This is a genomic window from Nonomuraea sp. JJY05 (genome assembly GCF_043496855.1).
In the GTDB taxonomy this organism is placed as follows: domain Bacteria; phylum Actinomycetota; class Actinomycetes; order Streptosporangiales; family Streptosporangiaceae; genus Nonomuraea.
The window spans coordinates 172,750-186,441 of record NZ_JBIEIS010000024.1 but is presented as its reverse complement, the minus strand read 5'-3'; the positions used below and the strand labels follow the sequence as shown (position 1 = coordinate 186,441).

16 protein-coding genes are annotated in these 13,692 nt (G+C 71.5%); 9 read left to right on the top strand and 7 right to left on the bottom strand.

The genetic code is table 11. The features are described from left to right. Nucleotides 1-816 (bottom strand): NAD(P)H-binding protein (locus tag ACFKCF_RS34245; RefSeq protein WP_394499427.1); only part of this gene is annotated, 816 nt, incomplete at its 3' end. 85 nt (nucleotides 817-901) lie between these two features. Here ACFKCF_RS34245 and ACFKCF_RS34240 point away from each other — a divergent pair. From ACFKCF_RS34240 to ACFKCF_RS34220, 5 genes are all read left to right on the top strand, one after another. Further along, on the top strand, nucleotides 902-1,870 hold the full coding sequence (locus ACFKCF_RS34240; protein WP_394499426.1) for an Lrp/AsnC family transcriptional regulator: 969 nt from the start codon (nucleotides 902-904) through the stop codon (nucleotides 1,868-1,870). 94 nt (nucleotides 1,871-1,964) lie between these two features. Next, entirely contained in the window at nucleotides 1,965-2,201 is a 237-nt protein-coding gene (locus tag ACFKCF_RS34235) for a hypothetical protein (RefSeq protein ID WP_394499425.1), read from the top strand. Nucleotides 2,202-2,292: 91 nt separating this feature from the next. After that, entirely contained in the window at nucleotides 2,293-2,493 is a 201-nt protein-coding gene (locus ACFKCF_RS34230; protein WP_394499424.1) for a hypothetical protein, read from the top strand. Between the two features lie 41 nt (nucleotides 2,494-2,534). Continuing rightward, the gene (locus ACFKCF_RS34225; RefSeq protein WP_394499423.1) at nucleotides 2,535-3,404 is read left to right on the top strand and encodes a sulfite exporter TauE/SafE family protein; all 870 of its coding nucleotides are present in this window, start codon (nucleotides 2,535-2,537) and stop codon (nucleotides 3,402-3,404) included. Nucleotides 3,405-3,459: 55 nt separating this feature from the next. Beyond that, nucleotides 3,460-4,845 (top strand): tetratricopeptide repeat protein, encoded by a 1,386-nt coding sequence (locus ACFKCF_RS34220; protein ID WP_394499422.1) that lies wholly within the window; start codon nucleotides 3,460-3,462, stop codon nucleotides 4,843-4,845. Nucleotides 4,846-4,876: 31 nt separating this feature from the next. Here ACFKCF_RS34220 and ald read toward each other — a convergent pair whose 3' ends face one another. Next, nucleotides 4,877-5,986 carry an alanine dehydrogenase gene (ald, locus tag ACFKCF_RS34215; protein WP_394499421.1) on the bottom strand — a complete coding sequence of 370 codons (1,110 nt, stop codon included), beginning with the start codon at nucleotides 5,984-5,986 and terminating at the stop codon, nucleotides 4,877-4,879. Between the two features lie 49 nt (nucleotides 5,987-6,035). After that, nucleotides 6,036-7,418 (bottom strand): aspartate aminotransferase family protein, encoded by a 1,383-nt coding sequence (locus tag ACFKCF_RS34210; RefSeq protein ID WP_394499420.1) that lies wholly within the window; start codon nucleotides 7,416-7,418, stop codon nucleotides 6,036-6,038. A 252-nt stretch (nucleotides 7,419-7,670) separates the two neighbouring features. On the opposite strand from ACFKCF_RS34210, the gene ACFKCF_RS34205 reads away from it, so the two are divergent. Further along, nucleotides 7,671-9,026: a dipeptidase gene (locus tag ACFKCF_RS34205; RefSeq protein ID WP_394499419.1), complete on the top strand. Its 1,356-nt coding sequence runs from the start codon at nucleotides 7,671-7,673 to the stop codon at nucleotides 9,024-9,026. A gap of 60 nt (nucleotides 9,027-9,086) precedes the next feature. Then, nucleotides 9,087-9,743 (top strand): hypothetical protein, encoded by a 657-nt coding sequence (locus ACFKCF_RS34200; RefSeq protein WP_394499418.1) that lies wholly within the window; start codon nucleotides 9,087-9,089, stop codon nucleotides 9,741-9,743. 35 nt (nucleotides 9,744-9,778) lie between these two features. Here the strand turns inward: ACFKCF_RS34200 and ACFKCF_RS34195 are convergent, their stop codons facing one another. After that, nucleotides 9,779-10,312, bottom strand: a complete 534-nt coding sequence (locus tag ACFKCF_RS34195; RefSeq protein WP_394499417.1) for a TetR/AcrR family transcriptional regulator — start codon at nucleotides 10,310-10,312, stop codon at nucleotides 9,779-9,781. An 87-nt stretch (nucleotides 10,313-10,399) separates the two neighbouring features. On the opposite strand from ACFKCF_RS34195, the gene ACFKCF_RS34190 reads away from it, so the two are divergent. Then, nucleotides 10,400-10,798, top strand: a complete 399-nt coding sequence (locus ACFKCF_RS34190) for an ester cyclase (protein ID WP_394499416.1) — start codon at nucleotides 10,400-10,402, stop codon at nucleotides 10,796-10,798. Here ACFKCF_RS34190 and ACFKCF_RS34185 read toward each other — a convergent pair. The 3 genes from ACFKCF_RS34185 to ACFKCF_RS34175 all read right to left on the bottom strand — a co-directional run bounded on the left by ACFKCF_RS34185 (nucleotide 10,792) and on the right by ACFKCF_RS34175 (nucleotide 12,720). Beyond that, a complete protein-coding gene (locus ACFKCF_RS34185; RefSeq protein WP_394499415.1) occupies nucleotides 10,792-11,022 on the bottom strand; it encodes a hypothetical protein in 231 nt (76 codons plus the stop codon). The two genes, ACFKCF_RS34190 and ACFKCF_RS34185, sit on opposite strands and share 7 nt — an antisense overlap. Nucleotides 11,023-11,046: 24 nt before the next feature. After that, complete coding sequence (locus ACFKCF_RS34180; RefSeq protein ID WP_394499414.1) at nucleotides 11,047-11,631, bottom strand: ArsR/SmtB family transcription factor; 585 nt, start codon at nucleotides 11,629-11,631, stop codon at nucleotides 11,047-11,049. Nucleotides 11,632-12,189: 558 nt separating this feature from the next. Next, nucleotides 12,190-12,720: a cysteine dioxygenase gene (locus ACFKCF_RS34175; protein ID WP_394499413.1), complete on the bottom strand. Its 531-nt coding sequence runs from the start codon at nucleotides 12,718-12,720 to the stop codon at nucleotides 12,190-12,192. 110 nt (nucleotides 12,721-12,830) lie between these two features. On the opposite strand from ACFKCF_RS34175, the gene ACFKCF_RS34170 reads away from it, so the two are divergent. Then, entirely contained in the window at nucleotides 12,831-13,691 is an 861-nt protein-coding gene (locus ACFKCF_RS34170) for a LysR family transcriptional regulator (RefSeq protein WP_394499412.1), read from the top strand. The last annotated feature ends 1 nt before the right edge of the window (nucleotide 13,692 follow it).

Genomic DNA, 13,692 nt, shown 5'->3' with positions numbered 1-13,692 from the left:
GTGGTCCTTCGCCCACTCGGCGAAGGACCGCGCGGGCCGGCCCGTCACCTGCTCGACCGTGTCGGTCAGGACGGGCGGCGGGCCGTCGAGCATCTGCGCGTAGCCGTCGAGCAGCGCGTCCACGAACGAGTCGGGGAAGGAGTCGTCGGCCAGCAGCCGCTGCCGTTCCTCCTCCCGGCTGAGCTCCTGCCAGCGCAGCGGGCGCCGGAGCGCGTCGCCGAGGATCCGCACCTGCTCGACCTGGGTCAGCACCTGCGGCCCCGTCAGCGCGTAGCGGGCCCCGTCGTGGCCGTCGGTGGTCAGCGCCCGTACGGCCACGGCGGCGATGTCGCGCTCGTGCAGCATCGCCATCGGCAGCGCGCCGAACGCGCCGCGCACCACGTCTCCCGAGCGGATCTGGTCGCGCCACCAGAACGCGTTCGCGGCGAACGTGCTGGGCCAGAGCATGGTCCAGGCCAGGCCCGACTGCTCGACGCGCTGTTCGAGCTCGTTGTGCGAAAGGCCGACGGACGAGTCGGGCTGGTCGCGTACCGCTCCCGAGGAGAGCAGGACGACGCGACGGGCGTGCCGCCTGATCGCGCCGACCACGGCGGGTGCGAGGTCCGCGGTGTGGAAGGGCCAGATGAGGAAGACCGACTCGACGCCGTCGAGGCACTGGCCGATGGTTTCGTGGTCGCCCTTGACCACCTCGACGGCCTGCGGCAGAGCCGCCCAGGACGGGTCACGGGTCATGGCGCGGACGGGGTGGCCCGCCTCGACGAGCTGGTGGACGACCTGGCGGCCGACGTTTCCGGTGGCTCCTGTCACGAGAATCATGGGTCCAAGGTTGGCCCGCGGGCCGAAGCTGCCCCAATTCTTCGGAGATTTCAGCGGTTTTCCTCCAGGGAACTACGCTGACCCGATGGAATCCGCCGAACTCGACGGCGTGGACCGCGGCCTCGTGCACGCGCTCCAGCTCGACGGCCGCGCCCCCTTCGCCAGGATCGCCGGCGTGCTCGGCGTCTCCGAGCAGACCGTCGCCCGCCGCTACCGCAGGCTCACGGCGGCAGGCGTGATCAGGGTGGTGGGCGGCCTCGACGGCGCGCTCCTCGGCTACACGCCGTGGACCATCCGCGTACGCTGCACGCCCGACGCGGGCACCGCCATCGCCGAGGCCCTGGCCAGGAGGCCCGACACGTACTGGGTGCACCTGCTGTCCGGCGGCACCGAGATCTCGTGCTTCGCCCAGTCGCCCGACACGGTCCTGCTGGAGAAGCTGCCCCGGACCAGCCGCGTCCTGGCCATGACCGCGCATTCGCTCCTGCACGGCTTCGCCCTGCCCGACGGCTGGCAGGGGCTGGCCTGCCTCACGGAGGAGCAGGCCGACCGGCTGCGCCCCGAGCCGCGTACCGGATCGGACGGCATCGTCCTCCAGGAGGAGGACCACCGCCTCCTGGACGTGCTGGCCAGGGACGGCCGGGCCGGGTACACGGAGCTGGCCAGGGCCACCGGCTGGTCGGAGTCCACGGCCAAGCGCCGGTTGCGCCAGCTGCGCGAGTCCGGCGCGCTCACCATCCAGCTCGACTACTCCCCCAGGCTGCTCGGCTACCGCGCCGAGGCCAGGCTGTGGATGACCGTGCGCCCCTCCGAGCTGCTCCACGTGGCCAGGACCCTCGCGGGCCACCCCGAGATCTCCTTCGCCAGCGTCACTACCGGCCCGACCAACCTCCTCGCCACCGCCATCTGCCGCGACAACGCCGACCTGTACCGCTACCTCACCGAACGGGTGAGCGCCCTGGACGCCGTCCAGACGCTGGAGACCGCCCCCGTCCTCCGGACGGTGAAACGCACCGGCGCACTACCCCCACAGGCGTACGGGCGACCGGCGTGAACACTCCCCCGGGCTGACTCCGAACAGGGCCTGACGTGCGATTCGGCGCGCCCTCTGACGGACGACGCTGGAGGCATCACGTCAAGGAGGAGACATGCACAGCTTCTGGCCGATCATCCCGTTCTTCTGGGGCCTGTTCTGGGTCGCCCTCGTCGCGCTGGCCATCACGGCCCGCCGCAAGGGCTGGTGGGGCCCGCGCCACGCGCCCGCCGCCCCCGCGTCGCCCACCGCCGCGGCGGAGCAGATCCTCGCCGAGCGGTACGCCCGCGGCGAGATGAGCGAGGACGAGTACTTCGAGAAGGTGTCCGTTCTCAAGGGATGGACAACCTAAACAGCACTAAGGGTGAAATTACTGTCACTGGCCGCATTCGGGGACCGGCGTTACGGTTCGTGTACCGGATACATAGAGAGCGGGGACAGGTATGCGATCCGTCGCCAAGTTCTGCGGCCAGTGTGACTGCGGGTGCCCCGAGCTGTTCGTGGACGAAACGGCGCCCGTCGAGCGCCAGGTGGTCATCACCGACGACTTCGGGCAGCGCGTGGAGATGAGCCTCGACCAGTTCGGCTCGATCGTCGAGGCCGCCAAGAGCGGGTCTCTGGACAGTCTGGCGCTCGTCCGCTGAGCGTCGTCACCCTGCTGGCCGGCGGAGTCGCCGCCGGGCTGGTGGCGGGGACGGCCTCGTGCACGGCGGCGCAGGGCGGCCTGCTCATGGGCCTGGTCGAGCACTGCCACGGGCGCGATCCGGCGCTGGTCGGCTGGTTCCTGGCGGGGCGGCTGGCCTCGTACACCACGGCCGGAGCGCTGCTCGGGCTGCTCGGCTCGGCCGTCAGCCTTCCGCCCGCGGCCCGGGCGGTGCTGCTCGTCGCGGCCGGCCTCACGGTGATCGTCTTCGCGGTCCGGCTGATGCGGCGCGGTCACTGCGCGGCGACGCCCGAGGCCGGCGCCCCTTCGCGCTACAAGGCGCCGCTGCTGGGCGCGGCCACCATCCTGGTGCCCTGCGGCGTCACCCTCGGCATGGAGATGATCGCGATCTCCAGCGGCTCCCCGGTGGCGGGGGCGGCGGCCATGGCGGGGTTCGTGCTCGGCACCGCTCCGGCGTTCGCGCTGCTCGGGTACGTGCTGCGGCGCGTCTCCCGCACCCGGCTGGCCCGGCTCGCCGCCGTCGTGGCCGTCGCCGCCGGGCTCTGGACCGTCGGCGCCGGGCTCACCCTGGGTGGCTGGATCGGCGGCACCCCGCCGGCCGCGTCCAAGCCGCTGCCCGCGGCGCCTACCACTGGGCCGGGCTCCGGCGAGCAGAGCGTGACGGTCTGGGCGACCCGCGAGGGCTACCGGCCGGCCGTCGTGGCGGCACGCGCGGGAGCGCCGGTCGAGGTGGTGTTCAAGCTGGTCGACCGGGGGTGCACCGGCACGGTGACGATAGGCGGGCGCGACGTCGCGCTGCCGGCCACCGTACGCCTGCCGCCGCAGCCGAAGGGCGCGCTGCGGTACGTGTGCGGGATGGGCATGTACGCGGGCTTCATCGACTTCTCGTGACGCTAGTCGGCGATTACCGTTCGCAATCACGCGATCACGTGCCACCCTGGTCGCCATGGCCTGGCAAGGAGAGGTCGCGGCGCCGTCCGTACCGGCGCCGCGCGTGGGAGACGAGCCCGAGCTGCTGGCCGCCGCGGGCGCCGGCGACGCGCAGGCCGCGCACCGGCTCGGCAAGCTCTACGCCCAGCACGGCGACCGCGCGGCCGCCAAGCACTGGTGGGAGCGGGCGGCCAACGCCGGCAACCTGGACAGCGCGTACAACCTGGGCGTCTGGCACGAGAAGCACGGAAGCCTGGTGGACGCCGTCATGTGGTACGAGCTCGCGGCCGGCGCCGGCGACGCCGAGGCGGCGAGCAACCTGGCGACGCTCCTGCTGGAGCAGCGCGGCGACCCCGACCGGGCCCGGCGCTGGTACGAGGTCGCCGCCCACGGCGGCTCCAGCACCGCGGCCCGCAGGCTGGCGCTGATGTGCGAGGACGCGGGCGAGCTGGCGGCGGCCCGCGACTGGCACCGCACGGCGGCCGCGGAAGGCGACCTGGCCTCGGCGCACGACCTGGGCTTCCTGGCCTACGCGACGGGCGACGACGAGGAGACCGTGCGCTGGTGGGAGTGCGCGGCCAGGGGCGGCCACGCCGACTCGGCGTACTGCATGGGCCTCTACCTGCACGCCAGCCGCGACCCCGAGGGCGCGGAGGCCTACTACCGGCTGGCCGCCAGGAGCGAGCACCCGGGGGCCGCCTCCCGGCTCGGCGAGATCGCGCTGTCCTTGGGTGACCTGCGCACCGCCCGCGCCTGGTTCGAGCAGGCCGCCGGCGCCGGGCGCGGGTACGACCAGCGGATGGCCGGGTTCGTCTGCGTCGAGCTGAGGGACTGCGCGACGGCGAGCCACTGGTTCGGCCGGGCGGCGGCCGGCGGGGACGCCGAGGCGGCGTTCAACTACGGTCTGTTGCTGATCGCCGAGTTCGGCGACCTGGCGGGCGGGCAGCACTGGTTCAGGCAGGCGGCGCGGGCCGGGCACCGCGGGGCCGCCGTCGAGCTGGGCGGGCTGCTGTCGGTGGCCGGGGAGCTGGGCGAGGCGCAGGAATGGCTGTCGGATCCGCCGCCGCCCGCGTGGGGGCGGCACGTCGAGCCGGAGCTGGCCGCCAGGGCCGAGCTGGCCGCGGCGGCCACCGGGCGCAGGGGCGGGGCCGCGCTGGACGTGGGCGACCTGACCGAGGTGCTCGGCACGTGGGATCTGGTGACCCGGCCGCTGCACGATCACTCCGACGTGATCGGGTGGCTGGTGGCGCGCAGCGGGCTGCACCCGAGCGCGGTCGAGCACCTGGCGTCGGTGCGCGGCACGCTGCTGCGCCCCGGGAGCGCTCCGTGGCCGAGCTGCGGCGAGATCGAGCACGTGCTGGCCACGGCCCGTGACCTGCGCAAGCGCCTGGGCGTGCGCTGATCGGCGCACGCCCGGGCGCCTGGCGGGGTCGTCAGACCAGTTCGGCCACCGGGGTGAACGGCAGGCCGAGCGCCTCGGCCACCGGCCCGTTGGTGAGCCGGCCGTCGTGCGTGTTGAGCCCGCCCGCGAGGCCGGCGTCGGTCCTGAGCGCCTCGCGCCAGCCCAGGTCGGCCAGCTTGACCGCGTACGGGAGGGTCGCGTTCGTCAGGGCGTACGTGGAGGTGTTGGCCACGGAGCCCGGCATGTTGGCCACGCAGTAGAAGACCGACTCGTGCACCTTGTACGTCGGCTCGGCGTGCGTGGTCGGGCGCGAGTCCTCGAAGCAGCCGCCCTGGTCGATGGCGATGTCGACGAGCACGGAGCCCGGCTTCATGCGCGAGACCAGGTCGTTGGAGACCAGCGTCGGGGCCTTGGCGCCGGGGATCAGGACCGCGCCGATGACCAGGTCGGCCTGCAGGACCTCCTGCTCGATCGCGTACGACGTCGAGACCAGCGTCTTGAGCCGGCCCTGGTAGATGGCGTCGATGAAGCGCAGGCGGTCGATGTTCGTGTCGAGCACGGTGACGTCGGCGCCCATGCCCACGGCGATCTGCGCGGCGTTGAGGCCGGAGACACCGCCGCCGATCACGACCACCTTGGCCGGGGCCACGCCGGGCACGCCGCCCGGGAGGATGCCGCGGCCGCCGTTGAAGCGCATCAGGTTGTAGGCGCCCACCTGCGGCGCGAGGCGGCCGGCGACCTCGGACATCGGGGCGAGCAGCGGCAGCGCGTTGCCCACCTGGACGGTCTCGTACGCGATGCCGGTCGTCCCCGCGTTCAGCAGCGCGTCCGTGCAGGGCCGCGAGGCGGCCAGGTGCAGGTACGTGAAGAGCACGAGCCCCTCACGCAGCCGGTGGTACTCCTCGGCGATGGGCTCCTTGACCTTGAGCACCATGTCCGCCTCGCCCCATACGGCGTCGGCGCTGTCGAGGATCTTCGCCCCCGCCGAGAGGTATTCCTCGTCCGGGATGTGCGAGCCCAGGCCCGCACCCCGCTGGACCAGGACGTCGTGGCCGTGACGCACCAGCTCGTGAACTCCGGCGGGCGTGGCGGCGACGCGATATTCGTGGTTCTTGACCTCGGCAGGAACGCCGATCTTCATGGTTGATCCTTTCGCGAACCGGCACGCCGTCGTACCGGACTGAGGGGTGTTACAGGCGCGACCACGCCTCGGTGAGCACGCCACGGAGTATCGACCCGATCTCGGCGAACTCCTCGGGCCCCGCGATGAGCGGCGGCGCCAGCTGGATGACAGGGTCGCCGCGGTCGTCGGCGCGGCAGTAGAGGCCCGCGTCGAACAAAGCCTTGGACAGGAAGCCGCGCAGCAGCCGCTCCGACTCCTCGGCGGTGAACGTCTCCTTGGTGGCCTTGTCCTTGACCAGCTCGATGCCCCAGAAGTAGCCCGAGCCGCGCACGTCGCCGACGATCGGCAGGTCGCGCAGGCCGTCGAGGGTCTCCTTGAACAGCGGCTCGTTCCTGGTGACGTGGCCGAGCAGGTCCTCGCGCTCGAAGATGTCGAGGTTGGCCAGGGCGACGGCCGAGGAGACCGGGTGGCCGCCGAAGGTGTAGCCGTGGGCGAACATGGCGTCACCGCCCTTGAACGGCTCGAACAGCCGCTCGTGCGCGATCATCGCGCCGATGGGCGAGTAGCCGCTGGTCATGCCCTTGGCGCAGGTGATGATGTCCGGCACGTAGTCGAACTTCTGGCCGCCGAACATGGTGCCGAGCCGGCCGAAGGCGCAGATGACCTCGTCGGAGACGAGCAGCACGTCGTACTCGTCGCAGATCTCGCGCAGGCGCTGCCAGTAGCCGGGAGGGGGCGGGAAGCAGCCGCCGGCGTTCTGCACGGGCTCGGCGAAGACGGCGGCGACGGTGTCGGGGCCCTCCATCTCGATGGCGCGGGCCACGCGCTCGGCCGCCCAGATGCCGTACTCCTCGGGGGTCATGCCCTTGACGCCGGTGATCTCGTCGGCGCGGTAGTGGTTGGTGTTGGGGACCCGGACCGAGCCGGGCACCAGCGGCTCGAACATCTGCTTGAACGCGGGGATGCCGGTGATCGACAACGCGCCCTGCGGGGTGCCGTGGTAGGCGATCTGGCGGCTGATGACCTTGTGCTTGAGCGGCTTGCCGATGAGCTTGTAGTACTGTTTGGCCAGCTTCCAGGCGGTCTCGACCGCCTCGCCGCCGCCGGTGGTGAAGAAGACGCGGTTGAGCTCGCCGGGCGTGTAGGAGGCCAGCCGCTGGGCCAGCTCGGCGGCCTTCGGGTGGGCGTAGGACCACAGCGGGAAGAACGCCAGCTCCTGAGCCTGCTTGGCGGCGGCCTCGGCCAGCTCCTGGCGTCCGTGGCCGACCTGGACCACGAAGAGCCCGGCCAGCCCGTCGAGGTAGCGCTTGCCATGGATGTCGTAGACATAGGACCCCTCACCGCGCACGATGGTCGGGATCTCGGACTGCTGATAGGCGCTGTGCCTGGTGAAGTGCAACCACAGGTTGTCCTGCGCGGCCTTCAGGACGTCGTTTTCCGGCTGCGTCATGGTTATCTTCCCTCGTGTCTCAACTCCCCACAGTCTGCATGCTCACCTGGGGATTTGCCAAGCGAATCGGTCGTAGCAATATGCAAGAAAATCGGTATCCGCAGAACGCCTATGTAACAGCGACGAAATCCGCATGTAGATTGGCGCGCGGATCCCCGGCGTTCTCGCACGTGGAACGTTGTGTGATCCAATGAGACCAACATGTCGAGACCAGCCAGAACCTTCTGATAACGACCCCCGGGGGACCCTTCCGTGACTCCTGAACAGATTGAGAGCGCCGTCGCCGCCGCGATGCCCCAGGCCGTCGAGGAGCTGCGACGGCTGGCCGCCATACCCTCCGTGGCCTTCCCCGGGCACCCGGAGGAGCCGGTTTACGCCGCCGCCGCGATGACGGAGGAACTGCTGCGCTCCGTCGGCCTGCCGCGCGTCCAGCAGGTGCCGGTCGACGGCAGCTTCCCGGCGATCTACGGTGAGGCCCCCGCGCCGCCCGGCATGCCCACGGTGCTGCTGTACGCGCACTACGACGTGCAGCCCGCGGGCGACCCGGCCGCGTGGCGCACCCCTCCGTTCGAGCCGACCTTGATCGACGGCAAGCTGTACGGGCGGGGCTGCGCGGACGACAAGTCCGGCATCCTCTCCCACATCACCGCCCTGCGCGCCTTCCAGGGCCGCTTCCCCGTGGGCATCAAGGTCATCATCGAGGGCCAGGAGGAGTACGCGGGCGAGCGCCTGGAGGCGTTCGTCGAGCGCAACCCCGACCTGCTGCGGGCCGACGCCATCGTGGTGGCCGACACCGGCAACCCGCGGGTCGGCGACCCGGCGGTCACGACCTCGCTGCGCGGCATGGCGGCGTTCACCATCGAGGCCCGCACGCTGCGCGAGCCGGTGCACAGCGGCTCGTTCGGCGGCGCGGCCCCCGACGCGCTGGCGGCGCTCATGCGCATGCTGACCTCGCTGCACGACGACAACGGCGACATCCGCGTGCCCGGCCTGCCGCGCGGCAGCTTCCTCGGGCAGGGGCCGTCGGAGGAGGAGTTCAGGAAGACCGCCGGCGTCCTCGACGGCGTCTCGCTGGTGGGCTCGGGCTCGCTGGCCGACCGGCTCTGGGCCTCGTACGCGATCACGGTCACGGGCCTGGACGTGCCGACGGTCTCGGGCGCGGTCAACGCGGTCCAGCCCGCCGCGCGGGCCCGCGTGACCGTCCGCGTCCCCCCGGCGGGCGACCCGAAGGCGACGGTGAACGCCGTGGTCGAGTTCCTGCGCAAGGTGGCGCCGTGGGGCGTCCAGGTGTCGTTCACCGACCTGACGGTGGGCTCCGGCTTCCAGGCGGACTCGGGCGGCAAGGCCCGCGCCGCCCTCAACCGGGCCATGGAGCGCGCCTTCGGCCGCCCGCCCAGGGACGTGGGCGCCGGAGGCTCGATCCCCCTGGTCAACACGCTCCTGAAGCAGTTCCCCGCGGCGGAGATCCTGCTGTTCGGGGCGGAGGACGAGGACGCGGCCATCCACGCGCCCAACGAGCGGGTGGACCTGGAGGAGCTACGGCGGGTGGCGACGACGGAGGCCCTGTTCCTCCACGAGCTCAGCCTCCCCTCCGCGCTCGGGGTGTGACGACAGGTCGCGCGGGCTCACCCCGGATGGGGAGCCCGCGCGAGCCCTAAGATCCGGTTCATGCGTTCCGCGATCTTAGGCGGCCTGTCCGCCACCTTCCTGCTGGCCGCCACGGCTCCCGCCGTGGCCGCCGCCCCCACCGAGCCGTTGACCTCCGCACAGCTGAGCGAGGCCCTGATCACGCCCGGCGACCTGGGCGAGGAGTACACGGAGAACCCGAAGCACAACCGTGAGGCGCTGGACTCCGAGTCGGCGCACACGAAGAAGTGCCGGAGCGCCATCAAGGCGCTGAAGCCCATTCTCACGAGCAAGGCGGCGGCCTTCATCGACGAGGAGGGCAAGCCGTCCGGCGTCAAGCAGTTCCTGATCAGCGGGACTCCCGCGCGGCTGGCCCGCTGGGAGCCCGTGGGCAAGGTCATGGTCCGCGACTGCGCCGGGGTCAAGGCGAACTCCGGCTCCTCCAAGGCCGGCATCACCAAGCTCTCCATCGGCAAGTTCGGCGCCTGGACCTACGCCATCAGGCACCGCAAGACGATCCCCGCCCTGAACTCCAAGCCGAGTTTCGCGGCGGACGTCGTGCTCATCGGGACCGGGAACAGCGTCATGCTGCTGGTGAGCGACGGCTTCTTCGGGACGTTCGATCCGGGCCTGAGCAAGCGGGCGGCGAAGGTGGCCATGCGGAAGCTGCAGGACGCCCAGACGACCGCCGCCGAGTAAAGAAGGATGGTCCCGGCGTATCGGGGGCGCCGGGTTCAGCAGTCGATCAGCGTCAGCAGGCGGTCGGCCTGGGCGCGGTCCGCGGCGGTCAGGGCGATGCCTCTGACCAGGGTCAGCAGGTCGCGTACGTCGAGATCGGCCCGTACGGCGCCCGCCCGCTTGGCCGCGTCCAGCAGGCCCGAGGCTGTGTCGATCATGGACGCGTGCCACTGCGCCACCAGAGCGGTGGCAGCGCTGTCGCCGGTGACCGCCAGGGCCAGGTCGCGCTTGGAGGCGATGTGGTCCATGAAGAGCCGCAGCCATTCGTGGAGCGCCTCCCCCGGCGGCTCGGCGGCCGGCAGGGCCCGGCCGCGGGCGCACAGCTGGGCGACCTCGTCCGCGTAGACGGCGACCAGCAGGTCCGTACGGGCGGGGAAATGTCGGTACATGGTGGCGTTGCCGACCCCGGCCCGGCGGGCCACGTCGTCGAGCGGCGCGTCGGTGCCGCGTTCGGCGAAGACCTGCGCGGCCGCGGCCAGCAGCAGGTCGTAGTTGCGCTGCGCATCCGCCCGGCGAGGACGCGATCCCATCCGTCTCCTTGCTAAGTGGGGAACTCCCCATCTAGTCTAGTGCCATCAACTAAATGGGGAGCTCCCCACTTAATCCAGGAGGCGGGCATGGCGGCGACGGCCGGCGAAGTGCATCGGCGCATCATCGAGCTCTACGGGGCCGGGCGGATCGACGAGGGGCTGGCGCTCATCGACCCCGACGTGATCGACCACCGGGGCGGCTCGGACGGCGACCACCATGGCCTGGCGGCGTGGAGGGAGAAGTGGGAGCGGGCTCTGTCCGGCGGGACGGGCTTTCATGACATGTCCGTCACAGTGGAGCAGAACATCTCGACCGACGACCTGTCCACCAACGTCTACCTCAGCTGCGGCACGCACACCGCCTCGGGGCGCCGCTACGAGGTGCGGGGCATGGACCTGATCCGCGTCAGGGACGGCAGGATCGTCGAACACTGGGCCATCAGGGACTCCGTGGCCATGAGCCACCAGCTCGGCCTGGATCAGTGATACCGGTGCACCAGCCGGAGGCCCGCCTCCACCAGCACCCAGCCCAGCCGCACCTCCAGAGCGCGGACCACCGAACCGCCCGGCCGGCGGCGCTCCGCACCGGCCCGCTGCTCGCCTGCGCGGGCACGCCGCCGCAGCACGCCCGCGCGGGCGTGGCTCCACGCGTCGGCTCGTAGCTCACGGGCTCGCGCCCGCTCCACGTACAGGTATAACTCCGGATACATCACACCCTCCTCGGTCAGATCAGGTCAGGTCCGGAACGGGAAGCCGTACATGTGCACGGCCACGTTCTCCCGGTTCTTGACGTCGCCCGCCTCGCGAGCGGCCGTCCCGTGCGCCCGCCACTTCCTGACGACCTCGTTGAGCTCGTCGCCCAACCGGTGCAGCTCCTCGGCGGTCAGCGAGAGCATGAACTCGGAGCTGAAGGCCGAATTGCGCCAGTCGCCGGGCCAGGCCGACTGGGCGTCGAGGAAGCTCTCGTACATCTCGTTCTGCTGGCGGGCGTGCATGCGCGACACCGCGGTGTGGACGGCGGCGCGCTCCGGCGCGTCGCGGAAGTCCTCGTCCCGAGTGCTGATGCTGGCGTCGGCCGGCTGCCACCAGCGCTCCCGTGCGTCGCCGCGCGCCACCGCCTCCTCGATGAGGCCGTGCGCGGCCAGCTTGCGCAGGTGGTAGCTGACCAGCGAGACGGCCTCGTCGACCTGGTCGGCCAGCTGGGAGGCGGTCGCCGCGCCCGTCACCTTGAGCGCGCGGTAGAGCTTCATGCGCAGCGGATGCCCCAGCGCCTTCAGCGTGTCGAGGTCCTTGATGCGACGACTCTCCTCGGTGGCCATGGAACCACCCTAGAAGCGAAAGGAAATTTGCGCAAATAAATTTGCGCACTAGGGGGTATGGTGACGGGCATGGCGACGTTCGCACTGATCCACGGGGGCGGCGGGTCCGTGTGGGACTGGCATCTGCTGGAGCCCGAGCTGCGCGAGCGCGGGCACGACGTCGTGGCGGTGAGCCTGCCGATCGAGGACGAGGCCGCCGGCCTGCTCGACCATGCCGACGCGGTGGTGGAGGCGGTCGGAGGCCGGCGCGACCTGGTCGTCGTGGCGCACTCGTGGGGCGGCTTCGTCGGGCCGCTCGTCTGCGCCCGCACGCCGGCCGACCTCCTGGTGCTGGTCACAGCGATGATCCCGGCCCCCGGCGAGCCGCCGTCCGACTGGTGGGCCGGCACGGGGTTCGATTCGAAGGACATGTCCGATCTGATCGGCCTGTTTCTGCACGACGTGCCCAGGGACGTGGCCGAGGAGCTGCTGACCAGGGGACGGGATCACGCGGACAGGGCCATGGGAGCCATGCCCCATGCTGGCCCGGCCGAAGGAACTGGCCGACCGCCTGGAGGGTTACCTCACCGGCAGGTCGTAGACGCGGCGCACGCTACTGCCGAGGCGGGCCACGTTCGCGCCGTACACGTGGATCGACACCCCCACCTCGCCGCTGGTGTTGCGGACCTTGTGGATGTCCCCGGGCGGCGCGAACCCGCTCACCTCGCCCGGCCGGTTGTCCGCCCGCCCGATCTCGGCCAGATGGTCGCCCATGTCGCGGTAGAGGGTCTCGTGCTCGATCCCGCTGATGATGCCGAACGCGCACCACGACACGTGGTCATGGATCTGCGTCTCCTGGCCGGGACGCCACACGACGCTCACGATGGAGAAGTCCTCCTCGCAGTGGAGCGGGCGGGACACGTAGCCGTCGGGCGAGCCCTCACGTTCGCGCGGCGTGAGGATGTCGAGCCCGGGAAGCCGGCCACGCAGCAGGTCCGCGACGGCGAACGCGGTCTTGGCGCGCCCGAGCCGCCGCGCCACGATCTCGGAGATGCCGGTCACGAGCACGTCCAGCCCTGGCCTCGTGGAGGTGGCAGCGGCCATATTCATGGTGTCCCCCTAGGGAAAGCAGACAATCATCCTTCCCCTTCTACGGTGCTACACCTCCACCGATAGGTCCAACAGAAGTTCTCTGGCCCATTCATAGATACGATTGATGAATGCTGGATGTCGTGCGCCTTCGCGTTCTCGTCGCCGTCGCCCGCAAGGGCTCGCTGACCGCCGCCGCCAAGGAGCTCCACTACTCGCAGCCCTCGGTCAGCCACCACCTGGCCCGGCTGGAGGCGGAGACCGGGGCCCGGCTCGTCCAGCGCGTCGGGCGCGGCGTCAGGCTCACCGAGGCGGGCCGGCTGCTCGCCGAGCGAGCCGCGGAGATCATCGACCGCCTCGACGCCACCTCCGAGGAGCTCGCCGCGCACGTGGGGCTGCGCTCGGGGCGCGTACGGCTGGCCGCGTTCCCCTCGGCGCTGGGCACGTTCATCCCGAAGGCGGCGGGGCTGCTGTCGGCCGCCCACCCCGGGCTGCGCCTGCAGCTCACCGAGATCGAGCCGCCGGAGGCGCTCAGGCTGCTGCGGTCCGGACGGGTGGATGTGGCCGTGATCTTCCGGTACGACGACACCGCCCCCGAGGACGGCGACATCCGCATGATCCACCTCCTCGACGACCCCAGCTACCTGGTGGCCAGGGGTCCGGCGGGCCAGCCGGCCGACCACGCGGACTCGGCCTGGATCGCCGGATGCGACCGGTGCAGGAGCCATTTGCTGGACATCTGCGAGAAGGCGGGATTCACCCCGCAGATCTCGTTCACCAGCGACGACATCGTGGCCGTGCAGGCCCTGGTGGCGGCCGGGCTGGGCCTGACCATGCTGCCGGGGCTGGCGCTGCGGGCCCACCGCAACCCGGACGTGCAGGTGGCCGAGGTGCAGGGCTCGACCCGGCACGTGTACGCCGCCGTCTACGGCGAGCCGCCCCATCCGCCGGCCACGGAGGCGCTGCTGGAGGCGCTGCGGGAAAGCCTTTGAC

What these genes read in the sequence shown, in the direction of transcription:
- ACFKCF_RS34240 (WP_394499426.1), top strand. Translation starts at nt 902, where the DNA reads ATGGAATCCGCCGAACTCGACGGCGTGGACCGCGGCCTCGTGCACGCG.
- ACFKCF_RS34235 (WP_394499425.1), top strand. Translation starts at nt 1,965, where the DNA reads ATGCACAGCTTCTGGCCGATCATCCCGTTCTTCTGGGGCCTGTTCTGG.
- ACFKCF_RS34230 (WP_394499424.1), top strand. Translation starts at nt 2,293, where the DNA reads ATGCGATCCGTCGCCAAGTTCTGCGGCCAGTGTGACTGCGGGTGCCCC.
- ACFKCF_RS34220 (WP_394499422.1), top strand. Translation starts at nt 3,460, where the DNA reads ATGGCCTGGCAAGGAGAGGTCGCGGCGCCGTCCGTACCGGCGCCGCGC.
- ald (WP_394499421.1), bottom strand. Translation starts at nt 5,986, where the DNA reads ATGAAGATCGGCGTTCCTGCCGAGGTCAAGAACCACGAATATCGCGTC.
- ACFKCF_RS34210 (WP_394499420.1), bottom strand. Translation starts at nt 7,418, where the DNA reads ATGACGCAGCCGGAAAACGACGTCCTGAAGGCCGCGCAGGACAACCTG.
- ACFKCF_RS34200 (WP_394499418.1), top strand. Translation starts at nt 9,087, where the DNA reads ATGCGTTCCGCGATCTTAGGCGGCCTGTCCGCCACCTTCCTGCTGGCC.
- ACFKCF_RS34195 (WP_394499417.1), bottom strand. Translation starts at nt 10,312, where the DNA reads ATGGGATCGCGTCCTCGCCGGGCGGATGCGCAGCGCAACTACGACCTG.
- ACFKCF_RS34190 (WP_394499416.1), top strand. Translation starts at nt 10,400, where the DNA reads ATGGCGGCGACGGCCGGCGAAGTGCATCGGCGCATCATCGAGCTCTAC.
- ACFKCF_RS34185 (WP_394499415.1), bottom strand. Translation starts at nt 11,022, where the DNA reads ATGTATCCGGAGTTATACCTGTACGTGGAGCGGGCGCGAGCCCGTGAG.
- ACFKCF_RS34180 (WP_394499414.1), bottom strand. Translation starts at nt 11,631, where the DNA reads ATGGCCACCGAGGAGAGTCGTCGCATCAAGGACCTCGACACGCTGAAG.
- ACFKCF_RS34175 (WP_394499413.1), bottom strand. Translation starts at nt 12,720, where the DNA reads ATGAATATGGCCGCTGCCACCTCCACGAGGCCAGGGCTGGACGTGCTC.
- ACFKCF_RS34170 (WP_394499412.1), top strand. Translation starts at nt 12,831, where the DNA reads ATGCTGGATGTCGTGCGCCTTCGCGTTCTCGTCGCCGTCGCCCGCAAG.